The organism is Hymenobacter roseosalivarius DSM 11622 (genome assembly GCF_900176135.1).
Lineage (GTDB): Bacteria > Bacteroidota > Bacteroidia > Cytophagales > Hymenobacteraceae > Hymenobacter > Hymenobacter roseosalivarius.
On the sequence record NZ_FWWW01000047.1, the window covers coordinates 63,939 to 83,450 of the forward strand.

At 56.4% G+C, this 19,512-nt stretch carries 12 protein-coding genes; 10 read left to right on the top strand and 2 right to left on the bottom strand.

Annotated features, from left to right (window positions below):
- Window positions 1-50: 50 nt before the first annotated feature.
- From B9A24_RS04640 to B9A24_RS04660, 5 genes are all read left to right on the top strand, one after another.
- Window positions 51-638: a sigma-70 family RNA polymerase sigma factor gene (locus B9A24_RS04640; protein ID WP_159451939.1), complete on the top strand. Its 588-nt coding sequence runs from the start codon at window positions 51-53 to the stop codon at window positions 636-638.
- A 48-nt stretch (window positions 639-686) separates the two neighbouring features.
- The gene (locus tag B9A24_RS22235; protein ID WP_200813863.1) at window positions 687-953 is read left to right on the top strand and encodes an anti-sigma factor family protein; all 267 of its coding nucleotides are present in this window, start codon (window positions 687-689) and stop codon (window positions 951-953) included.
- Window positions 954-1,046: 93 nt separating this feature from the next.
- Window positions 1,047-1,361: a hypothetical protein gene (locus tag B9A24_RS04650; protein WP_084444010.1), complete on the top strand. Its 315-nt coding sequence runs from the start codon at window positions 1,047-1,049 to the stop codon at window positions 1,359-1,361.
- Between the two features lie 105 nt (window positions 1,362-1,466).
- Window positions 1,467-2,012, top strand: a complete 546-nt coding sequence (msrA, locus tag B9A24_RS04655) for a peptide-methionine (S)-S-oxide reductase MsrA (protein WP_234996986.1) — start codon at window positions 1,467-1,469, stop codon at window positions 2,010-2,012.
- Between the two features lie 163 nt (window positions 2,013-2,175).
- On the top strand, window positions 2,176-2,784 hold the full coding sequence (locus tag B9A24_RS04660) for a peroxiredoxin-like family protein (protein ID WP_084444011.1): 609 nt from the start codon (window positions 2,176-2,178) through the stop codon (window positions 2,782-2,784).
- Window positions 2,785-2,901: 117 nt separating this feature from the next.
- Here B9A24_RS04660 and B9A24_RS04665 read toward each other — a convergent pair whose 3' ends face one another.
- Together B9A24_RS04665 and galK are read right to left on the bottom strand one after the other, a co-directional pair.
- Window positions 2,902-3,951: a UDP-glucose--hexose-1-phosphate uridylyltransferase gene (locus B9A24_RS04665; protein WP_084444012.1), complete on the bottom strand. Its 1,050-nt coding sequence runs from the start codon at window positions 3,949-3,951 to the stop codon at window positions 2,902-2,904.
- Between the two features lie 100 nt (window positions 3,952-4,051).
- Window positions 4,052-5,224 carry a galactokinase gene (galK, locus tag B9A24_RS04670; protein ID WP_084444013.1) on the bottom strand — a complete coding sequence of 391 codons (1,173 nt, stop codon included), beginning with the start codon at window positions 5,222-5,224 and terminating at the stop codon, window positions 4,052-4,054.
- 724 nt (window positions 5,225-5,948) lie between these two features.
- Here galK and B9A24_RS04675 point away from each other — a divergent pair.
- From B9A24_RS04675 to B9A24_RS04695, 5 genes are all read left to right on the top strand, one after another.
- Entirely contained in the window at window positions 5,949-9,035 is a 3,087-nt protein-coding gene (locus B9A24_RS04675) for a SusC/RagA family TonB-linked outer membrane protein (protein WP_084444014.1), read from the top strand.
- Between the two features lie 36 nt (window positions 9,036-9,071).
- Window positions 9,072-10,640, top strand: a complete 1,569-nt coding sequence (locus B9A24_RS04680) for a RagB/SusD family nutrient uptake outer membrane protein (protein WP_084444015.1) — start codon at window positions 9,072-9,074, stop codon at window positions 10,638-10,640.
- Between the two features lie 138 nt (window positions 10,641-10,778).
- On the top strand, window positions 10,779-11,843 hold the full coding sequence (locus tag B9A24_RS04685; protein WP_200813864.1) for a glycoside hydrolase family 43 protein: 1,065 nt from the start codon (window positions 10,779-10,781) through the stop codon (window positions 11,841-11,843).
- Between the two features lie 58 nt (window positions 11,844-11,901).
- Window positions 11,902-13,512 (top strand): family 43 glycosylhydrolase, encoded by a 1,611-nt coding sequence (locus tag B9A24_RS04690; protein WP_234996989.1) that lies wholly within the window; start codon window positions 11,902-11,904, stop codon window positions 13,510-13,512.
- A gap of 514 nt (window positions 13,513-14,026) precedes the next feature.
- Window positions 14,027-19,267, top strand: coding sequence for a hypothetical protein (locus B9A24_RS04695; RefSeq protein WP_143434756.1), 5,241 nt, complete (start codon window positions 14,027-14,029; stop codon window positions 19,265-19,267).
- The last annotated feature ends 245 nt before the right edge of the window (window positions 19,268-19,512 follow it).

The window sequence follows — 19,512 nt, forward strand, 5'->3', positions numbered from 1 at the left end:
GTACATTTATTGCCAGCTACTTACCGGGCCGTTCATCACTCCCTTTACTTATGGCAATTACCCTGACCCGGCCCGAGCCGGCGCTGTGGCTGGAACGCTACGGCGACGAGCTGTACCGCTTCGCGCTGGGCCGCGTGGCCGACCGAGCCTGCGCCGAGGAGCTGGTGCAGGAGACGCTGCTGAGCGCGCTCCAGGCCCTGGCTTCCTTTCGGGGCGAGTCGTCGGAGCGCACCTGGCTGTTTTTGATTCTGCGCCGCAAAATCATTGACCACTACCGCCACCAAGCCCGCCACCCCGAGGTGTCCCTGTCCCAGATTACGCCCGATGACTCCACGGAGGCCGACTTTTTCGACCCCCAGGATGGGCACTGGCGGCAGCGGCAGTACCCCGCCGGCTGGCAAAGCGCCGACGGCGCGCTGGAGCAGCAGGAGCTGCACCAGACGCTGCGCGGCTGCCAGGATAAACTGCCCGCCCAGCACGCCGCCGTGTTCGTGCTGCGCTTCGTAGAAGAGCTGACGGCCGAGGAAATCTGTAAGGAACTGCGGCTGACCACGTCTAACTACTGGGTAATCATCCACCGGGCCAAGCTTCAGCTGCGCCGCTGCCTGGAAAATCACGGCCTGGGCCGCGTGGCCTGATTTCCCGTCTCTCCGGCCTTCGTGGCCGCCCGCTTCCCGCCCGTACTCATGCTCCGATTCATTTCCTGTCAGCAAGCCACCCTGCTCATCGAGCAGCGCGCCGATGCCCCCCTGGCGCGTGCCGACCACAACAGCCTCTGGCTGCACCTGCGCTATTGCCCCTACTGCAACCGCTACGCCCGGCAAACGGCACTTATCAGTCGGTTGGCGCAGGCTGCCGCCGCCGCCGACCAGCCGGGCCTGTCGGCCGAGGCCCGGCAGCGCATCCGGCAGCGCCTGTCCGACGCCGAGCCGGGGGGCGAAAAAAACGCCTGAATGTTTTCAGTCTTCCGGTGTAAGGCGCGAAAGACCGGCGCGTCTATCCTCCCGAAACCAACTTTTACATCCTTCCCCTTTTTTCTGAAACTCATGAAAAGCGCCTCCATCTCCGCCGCCCAAACCAGGTTGTTTGGCATCACTTTGTTTGTTGGCTGCCTGCTGGCGGCCCCGCTTACTAACGTGGCTTTCGCCCAGGGCGATAAAAAAGAAACCAGTAAATCCGGCAAGATGGCCGACGGTAAAATGGCTGATGGGAAGATGAATGACGGTAAGATGACGGACGGCAAGATGGTCGATGGCAAGATGAATGATAGCAAGATGAGTGCCTCGAAAATGGCCAAGCCTACCAAAAAAGGGGCGAAGGCCAAGATGGCCGACGACAAGATGAGTCACGACAAAATGTAAGGGACGCTGGAAGCACGGCCGTCTGGTCGTGCTTCCTGAGCCTTTACCCGGCAGCGCCGACAGCTTGATTACCGGGAAAGCGGCGGAAGCCGCTTTTTTGGGTTCGTGGGTGAGCGGCCAGAGCGGAGCATTCCCCGGAGCCGGGCACAAACGCCCGGCCCGGCCGGCCCTGCGCCCAAAGACCTGCACGGTCTGGCCGTGGCCACGTTTGCCGGGGGCTGTTTCTGGAGCCACGAAGAAACCTTCGAGGAGGTGCGCGGCGTGGCGGCCGTCGTGGCGGGCTACGCCGGCGGCACCACCAAAAACCCGCGCTACAAGGACGTGGGCGGCGGCCAGACCGGCCACGCCGAAGCCGTGCAGGTGTATTACAATCCGCGGCAGGTGAGCTACCAGCAGTTGCTCGACGTGTTTTTTCTGGGCGCGCACAACCCTACCGAGCTAAACCGCCAGGGCCCCGACGCAGGCTCCGAGTACCGCTCGGTGGCCTTTTACCGCACCCCGCAGGAGAGGCAGCTCATCGCGGCCACCATCCGGCGGCTGGACGCGGCCCGACACTACCCCGCCCCCATAGTGACGCAGATAACGGCTTTCACCGCGTTCTGGCCGGCCGAAGACTACCACCAGGGCTACTACCGCCTCCACCCTGGTTAGGGCTACATCGACCACGTATCGCGGCCTAAAGTGGAGAAGTTTCGTAAGGCTTTTCCGGGCCTGCTCAAACCCGCCGACGCGCTGTAGCCGCCCGGCCGCTGGCCCGCCCGATGCCGCGGGCTACCTTTACGGCTTCTTGATCTGCCAACTTTTCCTTTAAAATATGAATGATACGTTTCGGGCCGCCGCTTTCGGGCTGTTGCTGCTTGGTCCGGTAGCCGCCCAGGCGCAAACAGCTCCGGCCGCGCTTTCGGCCACGGCGATGAAAGTGGGCGAGCGGGCGCCGGCCTTCAAAGGCAAAGACGCCAATGGCCAAGAGGTGGAGCTGAGCAAGCTGCTAAAAAAGGGCCCCGTGGTGCTGTATTTTTACCGGGGCCAGTGGTGCCCGTACTGTAACAAGCAGCTCAGCCAGCTGCAGGACTCGCTTCAGCTGCTCACGGCCAGAGGCGCGCAGGTGGTGGTCGTGTCGCCGGAAACGCAGCAGAACATCGACAAGACGGTGGCGAAAACCAAGGCCTCGTTCCCGATTATCCACGACCAGAGCTTCGCCATCATGAAAGCCTACGGCACGGCCTTTACCGTGGACGAGGCCACGGCCCGCAAGTACCAGGGCTTCGGCCTGGATCTGAAGCAGGCCAACGGAGCCCAGGCCAACGTGCTGCCCGTGCCCGCCACCTACGTTATCGGTCAGGACGGCAGGATCAGGTTTGCTTACTTCAACTCTGACTACCGCCAGCGCGTCACGGTGAAGCAGGTATTGCAGGCACTGTAGATTCTTGTCTGGATTCAGCTAAAAAAGCCCCCCGGAGCTGCTCTGGGGGCTTTTTTGTGCGTGTGCGGACGTTGGTCTCCCGCGCAGGAGCGCGGTGTGCTGAGGGGCGCTGGTCTTTTAGGGGGTGGCCTGCTTGTAATGCACACCCGGTAAACCGCGCAGGCGCTCGGCGGCAAACTCGGGCGTCACGTCGCGCTGGGGGTTGGCCAGTAATTCGTAGCCCACCATAAACTTGCGCACCGTGGCCGAGCGCAGCAGGGGCGGGAAGAAGTGCATGTGCAGGTGCCAGCTTTCGTGGGCCTGGCCGTCGGTGGGGCGCTGGTGCAGGCCAGCGGAGTAGGGGAAGGAAATCTCGAACAGGTTGTCGTAGCGAATGGTAAGCTGGCGCAGAATGGCGGCAAACGCATCTTTCTCCTCGCTGGTCAGCTGCTCGATGCTGGCTACGTGGCGGCGCGGCGCGACCAGGGTCTCGTAGGGCCATACGGCCCAGAAGGGCACCAGGGCCACGAAATGCTCATTTTTAAGCACCAAACGGGCTTTCTCCCTCAGCTCTATTTCCAGGTAAGCGCTGAGCAGGCTGCGGCCGTGCTCGGCGAAATAAGCGGCCTGCTGCACCGTTTCCTTGGCCGGGTCGGCGGGCACGGTGCGCTGGGCCCAGATCTGGCCGTGCGGATGGGGGTTGCTGGCCCCCATCATCGCGCCTTTGTTCTCAAATATCTGCACGTAGTTGATGTCCGGGCGGGCACCCAGCTCCTGGTATTGCTCTACCCACAGGTCTACCACGTTGCGAATGGCCGATTCGTCCATCTCCGGTAAGGTCAGGTCGTGGCGGGGCGAGAAGCAGATGACGCGTGCCACCCCCGATTCGGCTTCGGCACGCAGCAGGCCGCCCACGCTTACCTCGCCCACGGGCGCATCGGCCTGCAGGGCGGCAAAGTCGTTGGCAAAGACGAACGTGCTGTCGTACTGGGGGTTCACGATGCCCCCCACGCGGGTGTTGCCGGGGCAGAGATAGCAGGTAGGGTCGTAGGTGGGCCGTTCATCGGGCTGTTTCTCTTCCTGCTGCCCCTGCCAGGGCCGCTTGGAGCGGTGGGGAGACACCAGTATCCACTCGCCCGAGAGCGGGTTGTAGCGGCGGTGCGAGTGTTCGGCGGTATCAAAGGTCATGGCAAAAAGCAGATTAAGATTCAGCGATAAACAGCAGATAGTCGAAGCCTCAGGCAGGTGAGTATGCTGGCTAATGGGTGCTGGGGGGCTTTTCTGCCGGCTAGCTGCCGGCTGATACGGTCTCTATTGCCTCCACGCCATCCACGATAATAGCCTGATACGTTTCGAGGGATAAGTTCAGCTCCCGCTGGTACCCAGCCGTCATACGCTCCACGAAGTTCTCTACCTGCGCAACTTCCACCAGATTGATGGTGCAGCCGCCAAAGCCGCCCCCCATCATCCGAGCGCCCAATACGCCGGGTGCATCCTTTGCCAGCTCCACCAATACATCCAACTCCCGGCAGCTTACTTCGTACTTGTCGCGCAGGCCGGCGTGCGAGCCGTACATCTCCTGGCCAAACGCGGGCATATCGCCTGCCAGCAAATGCTGGCAAGCCGCCTCTACCCGCAGGTTTTCCTCTACTACATACGAGCAGCGCCGGTACAGCACATCGCCCAGCTCGGCGCGGTGCTCTTCCAGCTGCTGGAGAGTTGCGTCGCGCAGGGTATTCACCTTCGGATAATGCTTTTGCAGCAAAGCCACGCCCTGCTCGCACTCCAGCCGCCGATTGTTGTACTCGGAGCTGGCCAGCGAGTGTTTCACGCCGGTGTTGCAAAGAATGAGGTGATAGGCGGTGGTATCAAAGGGAAAGTATTCGTAATCGAGCGAGCGGCAATCGAGGCGAATTACGTGGCCTGCCCGCCCGTGCAAGCTGGCAAACTGGTCCATCAGGCCGCTTTTTACGCCCGCAAACTCATGCTCGGCGGCTTGGCCCATATGCGCCAGCTCCAGCCGGTCAAATTTGCCCCCCAACAGCTTATTCAGGGCAAACGCCAGTCCGCACTCCACTGCTGCCGACGATGACATGCCGGCCCCAATCGGAATATTGCCGCCAAACACGCAGTCGAAGCCGGGTACCTTCAGGCCTCTGCGCTGCAGCTGGGCTACTACACCCTTTATATAGTTGGCCCACTGCACCTCACCGGGCTTTACCTCCTCCGTCAACGAGAACTCACAGCTCTCATGCAAATCGTGTGCAATGAGGTGAGCGGTATCCGTATTATTCAGGCCTACGGCGAAGTGAATCTCCTTATCCACGGCCGCCGGCAACACAAAGCCAGCGTTATAATCGGTGTGCTCACCAATCAGATTAACCCGGCCGGGCGCTCGTACCAAAAGTGAAGCGTGCCCGAAGTGGCGTTGGAAAGCAGCGGATACAGATTGAGTTAACATAAGTGCGTGCGGCTAGAAATGAAACAGAAATGGATGGAGGTGAGATCAGCCATAAAGGTGAAAAATGAGTACGAAAAACGCAAACGATTGCGTTATCTAATTCCCGCTAAAATTTGCTTTACCCTCTCATTTAGTCAGTGTGGTGCAACGCAATATAATGTTCAACAGTCCATGTATTATAAATCGAGTAATGAACCATGCTTTTACATATCGGTCTAACTTGCTTCTCTAAGTAAAAGCTTGACGAATAAAGTTTTATATGCAAAATAGAGGGTTCTAAAGGGCCTACGCAGAAGCTGGTTACAGCAGTGCTAACGCTATTATTTCTAAGCTATACGAATAGTAGGCACTTTAAACGTATTCAGGCAATAGACGGATACTGTATCATAAGTCTAGCTCAATATTGTGCAGAAATTTCCGCTAACAATTTTATAGTTAGATAGTTTGGCTTGTAAGAATTGAATGCTTTCCTTTGGTATTAGTGTAATTTCAGGTTAATCTTATGTTTCTTTACCGGACGTAAATGCATGTATCAGCGCACTTACCTTTAAGCCCTGCTGCCAATGCCAACAAGCTTTTCAGCGTAACCCAGGATAATTGATCTATGGCGAAGCTGATTTTTTTGTTAGTTATTCCGCAAACGTTTGCGGAAACTATGTTTAAATTTGGCCTTAGACTTCTTGCTTACACTTGCCCATCATTTCCCACCACCTAATCTTTTCATATGAAAAAGCCCGTACCCAAACTGCGTTGGCTCGCTATTCCAGCGCTTCTATGTTCCTTGCCGCTGACTGTGGCCGCTGAAGCCAGTGCCGCGGCCAGTGTTCGTGCGGCACTGCCTTATGCAGTACTCCAAGCGGCCGATATTACGATCAGTGGTCGCGTCACCGATGAAAAAGGCGAAGGCCTCCCCGGCGTGAATGTGGTAGTGAAAGGCACCACCAATGGCACGCAAACCGATGTAGATGGCCGTTATACCATCACCGCTCCCGACAATGCCACTTTAGTAATTTCCTATGTAGGCTACACGCCTAGAGAACTAGCTGTGGGAGGCCGTACTACCATTGACGTGCCGCTAGCGCCCGATGCGCAGTCGTTGAACGAAGTAGTAATAGTTGGTTACCTCACCCAGAACCGTCAGGACGTAACGGGCTCGGTAGCTTCAGTTTCTGCCGAAGATATCCGGCGGGCCCCCGTAGCTACCGTGACCGAAGCTATTCAGGGCCGCTTGCCCGGCGTAACGGTTACCAGCTCTGGTCAGCCCGGCCAAGCGTCGAACGTCAACGTGCGCGGTATTGGCACGCTGGGAGGTACCAGCAGCGGCCCACTTTACATCGTCGACGGTCTGTGGACTGATAACGTGCGCGATTTCAACCCGGCCGACGCTGAATCGGTACAGGTGTTGAAAGATGCCGCTTCCCTGGCCGCTTATGGCTCGCGGGGCGCTAATGGCGTGGTAATCATCACGACGCGTAAAGGTCGTGCCGGTACTCCCGCCATTACGTTTAATGGCTACACTGGCGTGCAGAACATTGCGAAGCGCTATGACCTGATGGGCGCGCAAGAGTGGGCAGAAGTGAATAACCTGGCGTATGAGAATGCTGGTTTGAGGCGTCAGCCCGCGTCCAATCAGCTTACGGGCACCGATACTGACTGGCAGGATGAGCTATTTCAAACGGGGCGAATTCAGGATTATAACCTTGGTTTTTCGGGCGGTAATGAGTCGTCGAACTTCCTGATCTCGGCTGGCTACTTCAACCAGAAAGGCACTATCATAGGTCCTAAGTTTGAACGCTACAGTCTGCGTCTCAACTCAGGCTTTAATCGCGGTCGTTTGCGTGTTGGGCAGAATGCCTTGCTCACCCGCGCCGATCAGGTGCGGGTAAATGGTCTGCCCTTTATTGATGTCGTTCGGCTTCCCCCAACGCTGCCCGTCCTAGATCCGGCTAATCCGGGGGGCTTTGCGTTTGGTAATTCCAACAACAGCACGTTCGGTACCAACCCAATCGCTTCCCAGGATCTGTTGCGCAGCACCGGCCTTTCTTACCGCTTGCAAGGCAATATCTACGGCGAAGTATCCATCTTCGACTTTCTGCGCTACCGGCTCAATCTGGCGACCGAGCTGCATAACTTTCGCGATGAAGACCGGCGTAAGTTTGGGCAGCAGCGCCAGAACGCCCCCCTGGACCCGTCTTTCTTGTACCAGGGTCGGGGCAGTGAGCTGTTCCTGATGGCGGAGAACACCCTGACGTTTGATCAGAGCTTTGGCAATAATAACGTGACAGCCGTAGTTGGCTACTCGGAGCAGAAAAACACGTTCGAGATATCGCGCGCCACCAACCGGGGCTATGGCACCGGCCCTACGTATTACTGGTCGTTAGATGCTGGCTCTCAGAATCCGGCCGTAAGTGGCGGCACCGATACTTGGACCAAGCGTTCTTATTTTGCTCAGGTAACTTACGATTATAACCAGCGCTACTTGCTCACAGCGGCCTATCGTCGCGACGGCTCTTCCCGTTTCAGCCCCGAAAACCTGTACGGTGACTTCTACGCTGCCTCAGCTGGCTGGCGCGTTTCGGAGGAGGCTTTCTTCGATGGCATTACCGCTATCAGCAACCTGAAGGTGCGGGGCAGCTACGGACAGCTCGGCAACGATGGCTTGCCCGGCAATTACCTGTATCAGGGTTTCATCAACCCTAACGTTAACTATCCTTTTGGAACAGCTCAAACGGTACTTAATGGCAACTCTCAGACTCAGCTAGCCAGCACCGGCATCAAATGGGAAACCAGGGCTACCACGAACATTGGCTTTGACCTAGGATTGCTGGAGGACCGGTTTACGTTCTCAGCCGACTACTATATATCGCGCACGAAAGATGCGCTGGTGAATCCTGACCCGGCCTTCTTCCTGGGCAATCAAGGAATCAACCCTTTCGTCAACCTGGGCCGCATTGAGAACCGGGGCTTCGAGTTCATTGCTAGCTACAACGAAAACCGGAGCAAGTTTCGTTACGGGGTACAGGCAAACATGAGCACGTTGAAGAACAAAGTACTTGAGCTCACGGACGTGCCTGGCCAAGTATTCAATGCTGGCCCAGAAGGCGGTATCACTCGCACCGAAGTAGGCTACCCTGTAGGCTCGTTCTATTTGTATCAGTTCGATGGCATTTTCCAGACAGGAGATAACATTGCCAACAGTGCGCAGCCGAATGCTAAACCCGGCGACGTGCGGTACAAAGACCTGAATGGCGATGGAAGAATTAGCGAGGACGACCGGGCCCATTCCGGTAGCCCCTTCCCTAAGCTACAGTATGGTCTCAACCTTACCTCCGGGTACGGCGAATTTGATTTAGCTGTGTTCTTCCAAGGCATTGCTGGCAATGATGTGTGGAATGGCACCCGCTTCTGGACCGACCGACTGGATGAAAATAGCGCTTATCGGAGCGACCTGAATCCGTGGACTACTACTAATCCCTCTACTACCACGCCTCGGCCGGTAAAAGAGGGTGAGTCGGCCCGCAACAACAGCCGGATTGCCTCTACGCGCTGGTTGGAGAGCGGCTCGTATCTGCGTATGAAAAACGTGCAGCTCGGCTACACGCTTCCTAAAGGAATGCTGGAGCGAGTGAAAGGGGTAGGCAGCGTGCGGGTCTACCTGACGGGCCAAAATGTGTTTACCATCACCGACTATACCGGCTACGACCCCGAAACCATCGGTGGTGTAACGGGCGGAGTGCTTACCCGCGGCCTCGATGAGGGCAGCTACCCCAACGTGCGCACCTTCACCGCAGGTATTCAGCTGGGTTTTTAGCCCAAGGCGTTTCCTCCAACTCTCAACTGATCAGACATGAATATTTCAAAACTTGGACTTTGCGCGCTGGCTGGCACTCTGCTGCTGACCACGGCCTGCGAAAAAGATCTGCTCAAACAAAATAACCCCAACATAGCTACCTCCCAGTCGTTCTGGCAAACCAGCGACGACGCTGTCAAGGGGGTAAATGCTGTGTATAGCGGCCTGCAGCAGCTGGGCACTTACCGCCGCTGGATTCACTTTGCCTTAGATCTGCGCTCTGATGATGGCTTTAGCTCTAGCCCCTGGGGCGAGCTGGCCGACTTCACGAAGTTCCGGCAGGTAAACTACGATTTCGAGCCTTCGCGCGATATCTGGCGCGACCATTACCGGGCTATTAACCGCGCTAACCAGGTTATAGATTCGGTGCCGGGCATTACTATGAATGAAGACCTCAAAAAGCGCGTGATTGCGGAAGCTAGATTTCTGCGGGCTTTGTACTACTACAATCTGGTGTCCTTATATGGTAATGTGCCCCTGGCTCTGGAGCCATCTACGGTAACGTACCGACCTGCGCAGGGTACGGAAGCGCAGGTGTGGGATCAGGTCATTTCTGATTTGCAGGCTGCCGAGCCCGACCTGGAGGTAGCTTATACCGGCAGTGATATTGGGCGCGCTACCCGTGGGGCGGCCGCTACCTTATTGGGAAAAGTATATATGCAGCTGCGGCGCTGGCCCGATGCATCCACTCAATTTCAGAAGGTACTATCCAATACGAACTACAGCCTGGTAGCTAATTATCAGGATAACTTCAAGCATACCACCGAATACAATTCGGAGTCAATCTTTGAGGTTGGCTTCTCGGATGTGAACCTGGGGGGCAATGATGGCGACAACGCCAGCTCTTCGGAAGGTGGCCAGCGCTCCCAGTTCTGGGGCGTGCCCGGCGACGGCTTTACGGATGGTGAAGTGCGCCCTTGGGTACGCGACGAGTTCCTGACCGAAGCTACTGCGGCCGGCGCCCGCGACCCACGGATGGGAATTACCTTGTTTTATAATCCCCAACTTACACCGAATACCATTCCGCGCGGCCCCGAGCCCATGGTATATGGCGAGCCGTTTAATACTCGCTTTGCGCCCGGCAGCACCAACAACTCGCGCATTTACTGGCGGAAGTACTCCACCGATTACTATCGGAACTTCGAGAACTTCGACTCGCCTATCAATCACCGGGTAATGCGCTTCGCCGATGTGCTCTTGCTGCAAGCCGAAGCGTTGAACGAGCAAGGTCAAACCGCCGCCGCTATTCCCCTTATCAACCGCGTTAGAGCCCGTGCGGGTATGACACCGCTGGTAGCCGCCAGCTTCACGCAGGCCACCTTGCGCACCCGCATTATGCACGAGCGGGTAACGGAGCTCACGGGTGAAGGCCTGCGCTGGTTTGACTTAAAGCGCTGGGGCGTGGTAGATCCACAGCCAGGCATCGACCAGACAGCGGCGCTTACTGCTGCCAGACAGCGCGACCCTGACTTCAATAACTTCGAGTTGAACAAGTCTCGTTTGATACCTATTCTGCGTACCGATGTCGACGTAGCTCGTCTCACGCAGAATCCTGGGTGGCAGTAAGCGCTGGCCTAGTCATGCATAGCGTAACAGCCGCTCCGGCCCAGGTCGGGGCGGCTGTTTTGTTGGCGGGCAAGTCATTTGGTTCGCCGTGCTGCTGGGTTTAGCGTAATACAATTATCTGTAACTAATACTCAACCTATGCTTTCCACCCTGCTTCGCCGCCTCCTGAGTAGCATGTTGGTGTTAGGACTGCTTGCTTGTGAAAAAGACAAGCCGCAGAACTCCGTTCCGCAGCCTACCCCCAGCGTTGATGCCATTACCTTCAAAAATCCATTGCTACCCTCCGGCCCCGACCCGTGGGTAACAGAGAAAGACGGATTTTACTATTACATGCACACCACCGGCACTAACCTGCGGCTCTGGAAAACGGCGAAGATGTCGGAACTGGGGTCGGCAACGAGCAAGGTGATCTGGACGCCGTCAACCACCGGCGGTGCTTCGCGTGATATTTGGGCCCCCGAAATTCACTTTCTGGATGGTAAGTGGTATGTGTACTTTACTGCCGGCCCTGGTAACTGCTGCGGCGGACAGCGGCTGTGGATACTGGAAAACGCGGCGGCTGACCCTACCACGGGCACCTGGGTAGAAAGAGGCCAGATTGCAGTGCCTGGCCAAGACTTATGGGCCATTGATGCCACTATTCTGGAGCAGAATAATAAGCGCTATTTGCTGTGGTCAGGGCAAGAGGCTGGCTCCGAGGAGCAGCGCCTGTATATCGCCCCCATGAGCAACCCGTGGACCATCAGCGGGCCGCGGGCGCAGCTGAGCCGGCCTGAGTACCCATGGGAAAGGAACGGCGAACCCAAGGTGAATGAGGGTCCCCAAGTGCTAAAACACAACGACAAAACCTTCATTGTGTATTCGGCCAGTCATTGCAGCACCGACGATTATGCCCTGGGGCTGCTGTCGGCTTCCAGCACCGCCGACCCAATGAACCCCACTGCCTGGACCAAATCGGCTACGCCCGTCTTTACTAAAGATCCTGCTGACCGGGCATATGGCCCCGGCCACAACAGCTTCTTCAAATCGAAGAACGGACAGGAAGACTGGATTATTTACCATGCCAACTCCGGCCCCAACCAAGGCTGCGGCGATGCCCGCAGCCCTCGCATGCAAAAGTTTGCCTGGAATGCCGATGGTACTCCTAATTTCGGCACCCCCGAGCCCATCGGCGCTCAGCTGCCTGAGCCCGGCGGCGAATAAGATTTAAAATGCCCCCCAGTGTGATCCGACCATTCAAGTAACTGTAGTTTCCTGCTTCATGGTACTAAACAAGAATACGAACCTGGTTTTAGGTCTTGCCCTAAGCCTGCTGGGTGCTTGTCAGCAAATAGCATCTACTGTCAGCACTCCGGCTGCTAATACTGCCGAAACGCTGGCGGAGGCCGATGCTCCTGCCTTGACCATTGTCAATCCGGTGTTGGCCGGCGATTTCCCTGACCCTTCTATTACCAAGGTGGGCGACACGTATTGGGCGACGGCTACTTCCTCTAACTGGGGGCCGGTATTTCCGTTGCTAAAATCAACCAACCTGACGGATTGGGAGCTGGCGGGCCACGTATTTCCAAACGAGCTGCCCGCCTGGGCCGATTACTATTTCTGGGCGCCGGAGATCAGTCAGGAAGGCAATAAGACCTACATTTATTACACAGCTCACAAGAAAAACGGTCCCTTGTCCGTCGGGATTGCCAGCGCCGACAGACCCGAAGGCCCCTACCGCGACCATGGCCCGATAGTAGGGCAGGAGGCAGGCTCCATCGACGGCTTTCCGATGCGCGATGAGAAGGGGGAGCTGTATCTAATCTGGAAGGAAGATGGTAACAGTCGCAATTTGCCCACGCCTATCTGGGCCCAACGCCTGAACGAGGAGCACACGGCGCTAACCGGCGAGAAAACGGAGTTGTTTCGCAACACAGCGCCCTGGGAAGGCAATCTGGTGGAAGGCGTGGCCATGGTGAAGCGCAACGACTATTATTATGCTTTCTATGCCGGTAATGGCTGCTGCGGCCACACTTGTACCTACGGAATTGGGGTAGCCCGATCGAAGACGTTGCTAGGACCCTGGGAGAAATACGACAAGAATCCCATTCTGACCAAAAACGAAAAATGGGCCTGTCCGGGCCACGGTACTGTGTTTAATCGCGGCAACCGTTGGTATATGCTGCACCATGCCTACGACACGCGCAGCTTTGAGTTTGTGGGTCGGCAGGGCGTGATAAGCGAGTTCACCTGGACCGCCGATGAATGGCCGGAATTCCCGGGCGATGATAAAATGCCCCCCACGGCGGCACCCGCGGCCACAGCTCGCAATCTAAGCGATGAATTTGACCGCGCTACGCTCTTGCCGACTTGGCAATGGCCCGTGGAAGAGCGACCAACCGCAGCCGTGCGCGACGGTAAGTTGCAACTCACGGCCCGGCCACAGCACAGCGGGGCCGTATTAGGCCAGCATACCACCACCGCCAACTACACCGCCACTACTACACTGCTAAATCCTGCCGCGCTGCCTACGGGTACAGTGGCCGGTATTGCTGCCCACGGCGACCCGGAAAATACCCTGGCCTTAACCACCGGAAACGCGAAGCTGCAACTGTGGCAACTGGAAAAGGGCAAGCAGAAGACGCTGAGCGAAGTGAAATTGCCTGCCGCCGCCGCTCTGACCTTGCGCATGCAAGCCCAGAACGGCAACCTGTTTCGCTTTGATTGGAGCACGGATGGCGGCAAGACCTGGCAAGCTATGCCGGGCATTACCGGCACCATCAATGGCACGTATTTACCGCCCTGGGACCGGGGCGTACGAGCGGGCGTGTTGGTCAAAGGTCCGACTACGGCCACTGCTACCTTTGAGAACTTTACGCTGCAAAATCAATAAAGGAGCCGGTTTGAACGGCGGCTCACGAGTTGTTATCTGCTAAGCATTCCGACGCTGGTTTTAGAGTCACCGGCTCAAAGGTGCAATTGGCATACTCGGTGGCCGGCTTGGTATACAGCTTCTTGTTGCACTGATTTTATTGCAATAATAATTCCACCGCCAAGAAGCTGATAATAAGCATGTCGCTTCTCGAGCGTTTACTCAAAAATCTGGCATAATAAAAAGCCTCCCAGCATCACAGCCGGGGGGCTTTTTTAATGTGGAGCGACTTTGCGGCAGAGCCAATTCTTATCCAGCTACTGGCCTGAAAGGCTGAGTAATAGTTTTGAGTATTTTGTATTATGATAAGATTGAGTAGGAGCCATTAGTTTCATTTATAGTGTATTAGCTAGGTACTATTCTATAGAAAAACCCGCAAATGCTGCAACTACGCGGTTTTCAGAACGTCGCTACAAAAATCTGCGTGGTTTTTGCGAAATTGTAGGCGTCTTATTATGGTCCTGATGGCGTGAGTATGAAGCATCTTGTCTTTGGTTGGTTTTGTTTGCTGATAATGGGGGGAAGCGGGCCTGTGTGGGCGCAGCAAACCAAGCCTAATCCCCCGGTCACGGGAGCGCCCGCGGCCGCGCCTCGTCCGAAGGGAGGCAAACTTTCGCAGGAGCCAGCCCAATATATTCTGGATGTGCAGTCCATGATGGCCAGCACCAACAACGCGGCGGCCAAAGCCTCCGCTGCCAGCTTGCAGCAGTTATGGGCCAGTAATAAGCTTACGGCCACTCATCAGGCCACGATTATTGCTATCTCCCAGCAGATGCTGGAGAAGAAATATCGGCCCCGGCCGCACTTTGAGTCGCTATTTGACGCCGTGCTGGCGGGAGCCGGCCAAAACCTCTCCGACCAGCAAATGACCGAGCTGCTTGGGGTAGTAGCCAAGGCCGTGGATAAAGAGGATTTGCTGACGACAGAAAAGTTTCTGGTCAGTACCGCCCAGTTTCTGAATACCAAGACCCTATATCGCTCGCGCTACAACAATCTGCGCGTTGTGGGGGGCAATTTTACCTTCGCCTACAACGAAAACGACAATCCACTACCAGCGCCACCCCGGCCTAAACCTGTGGCTGCGCCTGCGCCGGTAGCAAAAACGGAACCGCTGGCTGCCACTCCCGCCGCCAAGCCTGCGGCCAAACCAAAGCCTGCCAAAAAGAAAAGCAGTGACGGCTGGGATACCGCCGACCTCTGGGACTCCGGCAGCGACAATGGCTGGGGGAACGACGATGGCTGGGGCACGCCCAAAAAGAAAGCGCCGGCGAAGGCTCCGACCAAAACCGCCGCCAAAACGCCAGCGAAAGCTGCTGCGCCCACAAAAGCGCCGGAGCCTGCTCCAGAACCCGTATTTGTCGATAATGGCTACGATACGTACATGGCTCCGCCCACGCGCGGCCCGGTGCTCATCATTAAAGATGCCGACCTGCTCATGGCTACCGCCGGCGACAGCATTGTGCTGCGCAAAACCAGCGGCATCGTGGTGCCCGGTCGGAGCCGCTTTGTGGGGCAGGGCGGGCAAATGGCCTGGGCCTTAAACAACAACCCCGTCACGGCGGACATGACCAGCTATGACTTCGATATTACCAAAGCCGAGCTCGCGGCCGAGCCCGTCACGCTCACGTATCCGGCCGTGCTCGAAACTCCGGTTCAGGGGGCATTTTCCTATAAAAGCGTGAAGAAAAAGCCCGGCGCTACCGACTCCGGCTACCCGCGCTTCATCTCCCTGACCAATGATGCTCGCGTAAAGAACCTCGGCGACAATATTCGCTACGTGGGGGGCTTTTCGTTGGCCGGCAGCAAGATGCTCAGCGCCTCCCTCGACGGCAGCTTATCGCGCATTACCGTGGAGGCCGACGGCAAAACCAAGTTTGCAGCTTCCTCGCGGGCTTACCTGCTCGGCGACTCCATCATTACCGCCGCCCGCGCCGCCGTTACTATTTATCAGGATAAAACAGATTCGCTGACTCACCCCGGCGTGAAGCTCAAGTACAGCAAGCGGGGGCAGGTATTACAGCTGAATCGGGAGGATGGTTTGTATAAAACCACGCCTTACTACGACTCGTACCACCAGATGGAAATCGCGACGGAGCTGCTCACCTGGCCCATTCGCACGCCGCTAATCGACTTTTCGATGCTGACCGCCAAAAATCAAGTGACGGCCAGCTTCGAGTCTAAGGAGTTCTATACCAACACCCGCTACCAGCAGATTAAGGCTATCAATAAGCTTCATCCCCTACAAATGGTAGTGGGCTACAGTCAGGCCCATGGCGATGTGAAAACCTTCACGGTGAGCCAGATGGCCACCGATCTGAAAGTAAAGGAAGCCAACGTGCGCTCGGCCGTATCCGGCCTTGCTCGCGACGGCTACGTGGCCTGGAATGCAACAACCGATGAGGTAACTTTGCTGCCCAAAGCCAGCCACTACGTACGCTCCTCGCGAGGTAAAAAAGACTACGACCACATCGCTATCAAGTCATTGTCGCCGAGCGGCAAGAACGCGACGCTCGACCTGAACAGCAACGACCTGATTGTGCGCGGTGTGGACCGTTTCAACTTCTCCGACGACTCCATAACGGTGTACGTGAAGCCCGACAGCAGCACGATTCGCATTCAGAAAAACCGCGGCGTATTGTTCAACGGTACCGTGGTGGCCTCGGCATTTATCTTCAAAGGCAAAGAGTTTAAATTCGACTACGACGGCTTTTTCATCGATCTGGTGAAGATTGACTCTATCATCGTGAAGGGCAAAAACTCGAAAGGCTCGGTGATGAAGACGCGTAAGGACACGGACTTTGCCCTCACTAACAAGAAGAAAAGCTCGTCGGGTAAGCTCTACATCAACGACCCCAAGAACAAGTCAGGACGCAAGAAGCTGGGCGCGTATCCTTCCTTCGACGCTTCCACGGGCGCCTACGTGTTCTTCAACAAGCCTGAAGTACTGGGCGGCGCCTACGACACGGCCGTGTACTTCGACATCCCGCCCTTCCGCCTCGACTCACTCAATAACAAGAACCGCTCAGCAGTCGGATTTAAGGGCACATTCGTATCGGGGGGCATTTTGCCGCCTATCCAGACCAAGCTGAGCTTGCAGGAAGACGGTTCCTTGGGCTTCAATTACAATGCGCCCAAGGAAGGTCTGCCGGTGTACGGGGGCAAAGGCCGTCTGTATAATAAGGTGCAGATGAGCAACCGCGGCATTCAGGGCAACGGCGAGCTGACCTACCTCGTGGGCAAGCTCCAAAGCGAGCAGTTTATCTTCTATCAGGATTCCGTAGTGACCTCTGGTAAGTCGGGTAATATCGCGCAGGGGCCGCTCAATGGCGTGAATTATGCCAACGTAGCGTTGCTGCCGGGCTATGAGATGAAGTGGGTGGTAAAAGCCGACTCCATGTACCTCAGTACCCCGCGCGACGGCATGGCCATGAAATTCTACGCCGGCGACTATGGCTTTAAGGGTACTGCCGTTCTTACGCCTGGGGGGCTTTATGGCAACGGCGGTATGGACGGGCCGCAATCATTTATTCGCTCGCAGCAGTTCACCTTTTTGCCCACCAGCTACAAGGGTAAAAAATCGACACTGAGCATTAAATCATCGGAAGCGAATAAGCCCGCGCTGACTGCTAATGAAGTAGCCTTTGACTACGACATTAAGCAAGGTTACGCCAATTTCACCCGCGAAGAAGGCAGCAAGGCCAGCATCGATCTGCCATATTCCGACTTCAAAACGACGCTGAGCGGTGGCCGCTGGGACTTCAAGAAGAAGTTTGTGCAGATGCGCGTGGCGCCCGGTGCCGACTCTACCAAGGCCTACTTCTTCTCTACCAAAGAAGAGCAGAAAGGGCTAAAGTTCAGAGGTACCTCGGGTCAGTACGACCTGAGCCGCTACCGCCTGGTAGCGGGTGGCGTACCCTACATTGCCGCCGCCGACGCCTGGATTACGCCCGACAGCAGTAAAGTGTATGTACTCGGCAGCGGGCAGATGCGCTCCTTTCAGAATGCTGGTATCGTGATGGATACGCTGAGCAAATTTCATGAGTTGTATAAGGGTCAGATAGAAATTAAGTCGCGCACGTCCTTCACGGGCAATGCCTTGTACAGCTACCAAAATGCTACAGCCGACTCGTTTGCCATCAAGTTCGCCAACTTCGCCGTCGATTCGGTGGCAGTGAAGGGGAGCTTGGCCAATGCCGGCAGAGGCATCGGCAAAGGGCTGCTGGGGGGCAAAAAAGAGAACATCATGAGTCCCTTGTCGCCGCCTACGGTGGCGGTGGCGAACATTCAGGCCGCCGAAAAATTCCGGCTGGCGCCACGGGTACCATATCGGGGCAACGTGCGCCTGAACTCCCAGCGGCGCGGCTTCATCTTCGACGGACAGGCCCGCCTCGACTTCAGCTCTCAACTATCGGCGAGCGGCTGGTTTGCCGTGCAGGACAGCATAGACCCCAAAGACATGCGCATCAAGGTGCAGGACCTGACGACGGAGGATGGCGTGCCCATGCTCACCGGCCTGTTTATGTCCGGTAGCACGGCTAAGGTGTATCCGCTCTTCACGGCCGTGAAGCCCGACGTAACTGATCTGAACATCTTCAAAGTAGACGGCACCATGCGCTTCGACGCCAAGAAGCGCAACTTCACCATTGCCCGGCATGATGCCGCCGATATTAATATTTACGAAGGCCAGGTGTTGAAGCTGGACGACTCCACGGGCGTGATGAATTTCCGGGGGAAGATGGAGCTGATTGCCTCCAACAAAGACTACTCGCTCACCGCCGCGGGCGTAGGTAAAGCCAAGCCCGACAGCAACCGCTACGAATTGGATACTTTCATGGCGTTCGACATTAACATGCCGGAAAAAGCTATTGAGGCAATGGCCGCTGATATAGCCGGCAGCATCAAAGGTGCTCCCGAAGCGCTGGATGGCTCCCAGAATGAGCTATATAAACTGGGCGAATTCATTGGCAGCAAGGCGGTGCAGAACTATGCCGCCCGCAAGGGCAGCTACGTGCCGTTGCAAAAGCTGTCTTCCAAATTTCTGCACACGCTGGTGCTGAGCAAGGTAAATCTGGAATGGTCGGAGAAGAAGAAGGCCTGGTATTCGGTGGGCAAAATTGGGCTGGCCAGCGTAGGCAAAAAAGATTTAAATGCGCTGATTGACGGCTACATCGAAGTAAAGCGCGAGAGCACCGGCGACGCGGTCGAAATCTACTTGGAAGCTGAGCCGCGCACCTGGTACTACATCAAGTACACCAACAATGTAGTGCTGGCCAAAGCCCAGCACGGCTCCTTCGATGAGATTATTAGCCTCAAAGCCAAGGGCGACTACAATACGGCCACCCAGTACGGCTTTTACCTCGGCGACGACCAGGAGGTGCAACTCTTCCTCGACCACTTCCGCAAGGACTATCTGGGTGAAGATCTTAAGAAGCGCAAAGCAACTCCCATCGTAAGCGGCAACGACGACACCGGCAACTTCGACAACATGGAGGACACCGGCAAAAAGAAGAAAAAGAAGAAGCAGGAAGCCGTAGTAGACCAAGGCACCACGCCCGCTCCCGACGCCCCCGTGGAAGAGCCTAGCCGTAAGAAGAAAAAGAAAGACGCGACTATAGACCAAGCCGCGCCGCCCGCCGACGCGCCGGTGGAAGAACCTAAAAAGGAGAAAAAGAAGAAGAAAAAAGCCGACGAAGAAGATCCTTTCGGCGGCTCATAAAAAGTAAGTTCACCAAGCAAAAAAGCCCCCCGGAAATATTCTGGGGGGCTTTTTTATATGTGAATCTGTTCTAGGCGGTCATGCAGAGCATTCCGCGCATCAAGCGGCGACGAAGCATTTCGCGTGCTGACATAGAGTCAGTAATCCCAATAAACACGCAAGATGCTTCGTCGCCGCTTAATGCGCGGAATGCTCTGCATGACCGACGATAAGTAATGCCGCTGGTCAGTAAATTGTGTCGTGGC